Consider the following 6630-nt stretch of genomic DNA (forward strand, 5'->3'; position numbering starts at 1 on the left):
CCAATTCCCTCTATTTTTAATTTCAGGAAGCCGTCAACGGGTTTGCCTTGCGCACCAGCCCTTCTGGCAACTCTCCCTCTGTGGAGGCCACTACTGTGCATACCATGGCATCTCCTGTTACATTTACGATGGTACGGAACATGTCCAAAATCCGGTCCGGTGCCAGGATCAGCGCAATCCCTGCGGCTGGCACACCAATGGACTCTAAAACTATAATCAACATGATAATTCCGGCACCCGGAACACCCGCTGTACCAATAGAGGCAAGGGTAGCGGTCATCACTATCAGCAATTGTTGGCTTAATGTCAATTCCATACCCAGGGCCTGGGCAATGAATACTGCTGCCACCCCCTGGTAAAGACTGGTCCCATCCATATTAATGGTAGCCCCCAACGGCAATACAAAACTACTTACTTCCTCAGAAACCCCGATTTCCTCTTCTACCTGCTTCATGGTAACAGGAAGTGTGGCAGAACTGGAGCTGGTGGTGAAAGCAAGTAACTGCGCCGGCCTGATTGCTTTGAAAAAATCGAGGTATTTCACCTTGGTAAAAAGCTTCAGAATCATCGGGTAAACAAACAGAATCATAAAAAACAATCCTCCTAAAACCACCAGGCTGTACTTTAGCAGGGCCAGGAGTAATTCCAGGGCAGAATCGGGATTGTCACCTGTGATCTCCACGATGAGAGAAGCCATCAGGGCGAATACACCATAGGGTGCCAGGATCATGATAAAGCCGACAATTTTAATAATCACGTCATTCAAACCTTCAAAAAAAGCGATCACTGGTTCTGCCTTGCTTTTGGGTATCTGAATCAAGGCTATGCCGACAATAATCGCAAAAAACACTATTTGCAACATGCTGGCATTATCAGTGGCGGCCTGGAAAACATTTTCCGGTACCATGTCTACCAATGGTTGAAGTGGACTTTGTTCCTTCAATTGTTCGGCTTCCAGAGACTTGCTATCTGCCGTTTCATCATACAAACTCATCAGGTTGTCTCTTGTATCTGTCGGCAGACTCTTGCCCGGATTGAAAATATTTACTATCAACAATCCGATGGAGACGGAAAGTGCTGTGGTAAAGATATAGGTAAGTATGGTCTTACCCCCTATCCGGCTGAGTTTGGTAATGTCTCCTAAATTAGAGACTCCGACTATCAATGAGGCCAATACCAGGGGAACGGCAATCATTTTCAGGCCATTGATGAAAATCGTGCCGACAGGCTTGATGTAATTAATGGTGAAGTCGGGAGAAATGCCCAGTTTTACTACACCCAGACCGACAAGTAGTCCCAGGACCAGGCCGATAATAATTTGGGTATGGAGGGGTATCCTTTTTTTCATGTGTTATTAGTGGTTGTGGTGGTTAGTTATAGTTTGCTCGAACGATTTAAAAGGATAAAGTCAGCGAGTACCAGGGCACACATGGCCTCTACAATGGGTACAGCCCGGGGTACCACGCAAGGGTCATGACGCCCTTTGCCAGTGACAATGGTCGATTCACCCATGGTATTAACGCTGTCCTGATCCTGCATGATGGTGGCCACAGGTTTAAAGGCTACACGGAAATAAATATCTTCACCGTTGGAAATGCCGCCCTGAATGCCTCCGGAATGATTCGTTTTGGTTTTTATTTTCCCTTCCTCGCTATAGAAAGCATCATTGTGTGCTGAACCTTTCATGCTCACCCCTTCAAAGCCACTTCCATACTCAAATCCCTTCACCGCATTGATACTGAGCATGGCATGTCCCAAAACAGCATGTAGCCGATCAAAAACCGGTTCACCCAGAGCAGTGGGAACGCCTTGGGCCACACAACTTACCACTCCCCCTATGGTATCTCTGTCTCTTCTGGTTTCATCTATCAAGGCAATCATTTGTTCAGCTGTAGCCGAATCCGGGCAGCGTACGATATTGGATTCTATCTGCTCGAAATCCAGGTCTGCATAAGGTTTTTCCAGCCGAATGTGGCCTGCCTGACTTACATAAGCATGGATGGAAATACCATATTGGGCAAGCATTAATTTGGCCACTGCCCCGGCAGCTACTCTTGCGGCAGTTTCCCGGGCACTACTCCTTCCCCCTCCGCGGTAATCCCTGACTCCAAATTTTTCATGGTAGGTAAAATCTGCGTGGGAAGGGCGAAATTTATCTGCAATATGTGAATAGTCTTTACTTTTTTGGTCGGTATTGTAAATGACAATGGCTATGGGTGTACCTGTACTTTTCCCTTCAAAAATCCCGGATAAAATTTCAAACTCATCTTCTTCTTTTCGCTGGGTTGTAATTTTGGATTGCCCGGGCTTTCTCCGCTGAAGCTCCTTTCTGATAAAATCCTCTGAAATGCTTATTCCTGCCGGACAACCGTCTATGACTACGCCCAGGCCTTTGCCATGGGATTCACCAAAGGTGGTGATAGTGAAAACATTACCGAATGTATTGCGCATGAACTAATTTTTCTTAACAATCAAAAACCCTAATAAAATCAGTGCTAAAAAAAGCAACACATTTATCAGGATGGAAAAATAATATTTATATCCCTGGTTTAAAAGCTTATTGTCTTCAACTTCAATCAGATCATACAATCCTCCCAGTCGGGATGAGGAGATGGCCTGATTTATCCTGCTCTCACCGGTGACATTGACAAGGGCTTTTGGCTGTAAAGTATCGTATTGAGCTAAATTGGGGTTAAAATAAATCCATTCAAAATGATCCTTCAGGGCTACCTCATCCTGTTCATTCAAGGTGATAAAATAGCTGAATTCTTTCATTCCGGTCACTTTCCCTCTACCGCGGTTGATCTGAACCTGCTCGTTGGGATCAAAGGTATTCAGCTTTTGCTCCCTTTTTACAATCGGAGGTCGTATGGAACTGATATTGCCTTCCCCCAAAATGGTAAAATCATAGGTAAATCCTTCTCCGGTTCGGGCTTCAAGTTCATCGAAGCTTTCCCTCAAACGGTAGTTGCCCACACTCACTTCATTTTTCAAGGGATGAGGGGGTAATGGTTTTACCTTGATGGATTTAGGCTGTGAATAAAAGGTCTTAAAATCCTGAAGCCGGTTACTTCCAAAAAAACTTGGATTTTTTGCCAATCTGTATTTGATCATTTCCCAGCCCACCGGAGGAAAATCAACCGTGCCTGAATTGAACGGGAAAAAACTAGCTTCGTATACTTTATATTTTGTCCAGATTTTGCCCCCAAACTCCACTTTTTCAGGCTGAATACTGGTAATGTTAAAATTTTCTTCCCAGGCATTTCCAGGTTTAATCTCATTGATGATTCGCTCCAACTGCTTTCCCGGTTCATGAAAATTAAATGGCGCCTGGTTGGCTTCAGACATATAAAAAGCCAGGCTTACATTAAAACCTTCCCCTACAAAAACTTCTTCCTTGTCTACAGATAAGGAAAAAAAGGCATCATCTTCCACTTCAACATACTCTGGCTCTTCGGTATCTCTTCTCCCAAAAAGATCATCTATGGGGTCTAAAGCACGGTTATTCCTGGAGCTTGCGCGGGCATCTATCACCGAGATGGTCTTCCCTGGGGTGGACACATTTTCCCCGTTTACGGAGAGTGTAAAGTCAGGGAGGGTAAACTGCCCCTTTCTTAACGGTTTATAGTATTGAATGACACTATTGGTACTACTCATTTGTCCATTGATGATGTTCATGGATGAGCTTTGTGACACTCCTTGTTTTTGAAAACCAGGAATATCAGGCAATTGGTCATAAGACCGTATTTTTTCACCTGATACGGTGACCTTTATGGTAAAGGTTTCATTCAATGCAACTTCACTTTCTCCCAATTCAATTTTGATATCCTGAGCCAGTGTTTGCATAGAAAAAACACCCAGTAGAAATACGAAAAGAAAATGGTTCTTCGTTAAGCACATATAAGATGATTGTATTATCTTTAAATATAACTGCAAATAAACAAGTATATTTTATACGTAACAAATCAAATTTATTACCGTATGCAGTAATTAAAGTATTCTTTTTCCAAAAACTAACTTAAAATAACATGAGCCATGATGGAATATGTTAAAACTATTTTATTGAAGGTAAGTTTTGACAGTAAGCTCTTTGAAAAGGAGTTACGTAAGGGACTGAACCTACTGGTTCCTGCCGAACTGGAAGAGTTCAGGGTTTGGTGTTACAACACATTCTCAAAAATATACGGGCCAATTTTAAATAAATATTTTATTAAACTGGCCGGTTAAGTCATCAACCCCAGGCCCCTGGAAACCGGGGCTTTTTTTTTGCCTGAACCAAAGCCCAATTCTATCCCCAGCTTCATTTTTTCTGCTGTTTTGTACAGATTTTTAATTACTTTTAACATTATTAAGAAAGTAAAGACATGGAAAAAAAGAATTCAGGATTCGAAGAGATTGAAAAAATGCTTCAGGAAATCGGTAACAGGATCGAAGTGTTGATCGAAAAAGGCACCAAAGCTACCGGTGAAGCAAGTGAAGAGATAGAAAAGAAGATCAAAGAACTGCGTAAAAACAAAGATAAACTGGAAAAAGAGCTCCAGGAGAAAAAAGTGAAGTTTGAAGAAAAATACAAGGGAAAGAAAGGAAATGCCCAACCATTTCTAGAGGAATCCCTCTTTCATTTTAAACAAAGTGTTCGTTCCTTAGTCAATGCCATTAATGAACTATTGAAATAAAACTCAATGTAAGTCATATTTATTTTTAATTAGTCCGTCCATATGGCCTACATTTTCCTACCCATATTTTTTTAGCGTTCTCCAGCCCTATTGTCCCTAATTAATGTGTCCCAAAAACCGGCCTAAGCACAAAAATTGAATTATCCGAAATACAGTTGTAATTTTGCCTCATGAATCACCTATCCGTAGAAAATTTAAGTAAATCCTTTGGAGAACGAGTACTTTTTTCCAAAATTTCTTTTGGCATAGACCAGGGGCAAAAAACCGCCCTGGTGGGCATAAATGGAGCCGGAAAATCCACCTTAATGAAAATCATCATGGGAGAAGAAATCCCTGATGAGGGTCAGGTAGTGATCAACCAGGAAGCAAGGATTGCCTATGTACACCAAAACCCGGTTTTTTCGGGAGATAAAAGCATCTATCAAACCATATTTGACGATCCGGAAAATGAAACCATACAGGCCATACAGGCCTATCAAAAAGCCCTTTTGCAGGCTGAGAAAGATGGAGATAACGAGAAGTTGCAACCGCTGTTTGAAAAAATGGATCAGCTGCAGGCCTGGGATTTTGAATACCAGATCAATGAGGTTTTGGGAAAATTAGGCCTTCATGATACCAGCATTCAGGTAGCCGCACTCAGTGGGGGGCAAAGAAAAAGAGTAGCCCTGGCTAAAGCAATTTTAAATTTTCCAGACCTTTTGTTATTGGATGAACCAACCAATCACCTGGACCTGGAAACAATCGAATGGCTGGAGGAATACCTTTCCAAGGCCAATCTCTCCCTTCTCATGGTGACGCATGACCGTTATTTCCTGGATAAAGTAACCAATCAGATCCTCGAATTGGAACAGGGCAACCTTTACCGTTATGCGGGAAATTACGGATACTTTTTGGAAAAAAAGGCTGACAGGAAAGCTGCTCAGGCTACCGAACAGGAAAAAGCCAAAAGCCTCTATAAAAAGGAGCTGGAATGGATCAGGCGTCAACCGAAAGCCCGTGGCACCAAAGCCAAATACCGGGTGGATGCTTTTGAAGAAACCAAGGAAAAAGCTTTCAATAAAGCTGAAGAACGGGATATAAGCCTGGAAGTTACCGCCCAGCGACTGGGGAAAAAAATTGTGGAAATCGAAAAAATCAACAAGTCTTATGGCGATTTGAATTTGGTTAACGATTTCAGCTATGTATTCAAAAAAGGTGATAAAATAGGTATAATCGGTCCAAATGGCGCAGGAAAGACCACTTTTCTCAACATGCTTACCGGATTGATAACTCCTGATAAGGGTACTGTAACCATCGGACAGACAACCGCTTTTGGCTATTACCGGCAGGAAGAGGATAGCTTCGATGAAAATAAGCGTTTAATTGATATTGTCAAGGAAGTAGCAGAGGTAGTAACCGTCGCAGGTGGCAGCACGATTACGATTAGCCAGTTTCTCAATCAATTTGGTTTTCCGCCAAAACAACAGCATACACCGGTGTCCAAATTAAGTGGTGGCGAGAGGAGAAGGCTTCAACTCCTCATGGTACTGGTGAAAAGTCCTAATTTCCTGATCCTCGATGAACCTACCAATGATTTGGATATTGTCACCCTGAATACCCTGGAAGATTTTCTGGATAATTTCCCCGGTTGCCTGATCATTGTTTCTCATGACAGGTATTTTATGGACAGGTTGGTGGAGCACTTGTTTGTCTTTGAAGGAGAAGGCCAAATCAGTGATTTCCCTGGAAACTATACAGACTATCGGGAAAGCTTAAAGCTGAAAAAAGCAGCCCCAACAAAAAAAGTGGCAGAGCCAAAATCAGGCCATAGCCAGGAAGCAGAAAAAAATACCAATAAAGCCAGTTTCAAAGACAAAAAAGAGTTCGAAAACATTACTCTGGACCTGGAAAAGTTGGCTAAGGAAAAGGAAACCTTTATCAACAAAATCAATGAAGGATCTGAAAATCACCAAAC

General features: G+C 42.4%; 6 protein-coding genes. 3 read left to right on the forward strand and 3 right to left on the reverse strand.

The window, feature by feature from the left end:
• Positions 1–22: 22 nt before the first annotated feature.
• The 3 genes from GL182_RS17305 to GL182_RS17315 are packed head-to-tail and all read right to left on the reverse strand — an operon-like array spanning position 23 to position 3900.
• Complete coding sequence (locus GL182_RS17305) at positions 23–1348, reverse strand: dicarboxylate/amino acid:cation symporter (protein WP_163381024.1); 1326 nt, start codon at positions 1346–1348, stop codon at positions 23–25.
• A gap of 26 nt (positions 1349–1374) precedes the next feature.
• The gene (gene aroC, locus GL182_RS17310; RefSeq protein ID WP_163381025.1) at positions 1375–2451 is read right to left on the reverse strand and encodes a chorismate synthase; all 1077 of its coding nucleotides are present in this window, start codon (positions 2449–2451) and stop codon (positions 1375–1377) included.
• 3 nt (positions 2452–2454) lie between these two features.
• A complete protein-coding gene (locus tag GL182_RS17315) occupies positions 2455–3900 on the reverse strand; it encodes a BatD family protein (RefSeq protein WP_163381026.1) in 1446 nt (481 codons plus the stop codon).
• Positions 3901–4035: 135 nt separating this feature from the next.
• Here GL182_RS17315 and GL182_RS24320 point away from each other — a divergent pair, with 135 nt between their 5' ends.
• The 3 genes from GL182_RS24320 to GL182_RS17330 form a co-directional block, all read left to right on the forward strand.
• Positions 4036–4227, forward strand: a complete 192-nt coding sequence (locus GL182_RS24320) for a hypothetical protein (RefSeq protein ID WP_163381027.1) — start codon at positions 4036–4038, stop codon at positions 4225–4227.
• 137 nt (positions 4228–4364) lie between these two features.
• Positions 4365–4676 carry a hypothetical protein gene (locus GL182_RS17325; protein WP_163381028.1) on the forward strand — a complete coding sequence of 104 codons (312 nt, stop codon included), beginning with the start codon at positions 4365–4367 and terminating at the stop codon, positions 4674–4676.
• Positions 4677–4846: 170 nt separating this feature from the next.
• On the forward strand, positions 4847–6630 hold a 1784-nt coding region (locus tag GL182_RS17330; protein ID WP_163381029.1), incomplete at its 3' end, for an ABC-F family ATP-binding cassette domain-containing protein.

Origin of the sequence: Cyclobacterium sp. SYSU L10401 (assembly GCF_010993705.1) — a bacterium.
In the GTDB taxonomy this organism is placed as follows: Bacteria; Bacteroidota; Bacteroidia; order Cytophagales; family Cyclobacteriaceae; genus Cyclobacterium.

Bases quoted from the DNA above. Each gene is read 5' to 3' on its own strand.
- GL182_RS17305 (WP_163381024.1), bottom strand. From the start codon at position 1,348: ATGAAAAAAAGGATACCCCTCCATACCCAAATTATTATCGGCCTGGTC.
- aroC (WP_163381025.1), bottom strand. From the start codon at position 2,451: ATGCGCAATACATTCGGTAATGTTTTCACTATCACCACCTTTGGTGAA.
- GL182_RS17315 (WP_163381026.1), bottom strand. From the start codon at position 3,900: ATGTGCTTAACGAAGAACCATTTTCTTTTCGTATTTCTACTGGGTGTT.
- GL182_RS24320 (WP_163381027.1), top strand. From the start codon at position 4,036: ATGATGGAATATGTTAAAACTATTTTATTGAAGGTAAGTTTTGACAGT.
- GL182_RS17325 (WP_163381028.1), top strand. From the start codon at position 4,365: ATGGAAAAAAAGAATTCAGGATTCGAAGAGATTGAAAAAATGCTTCAG.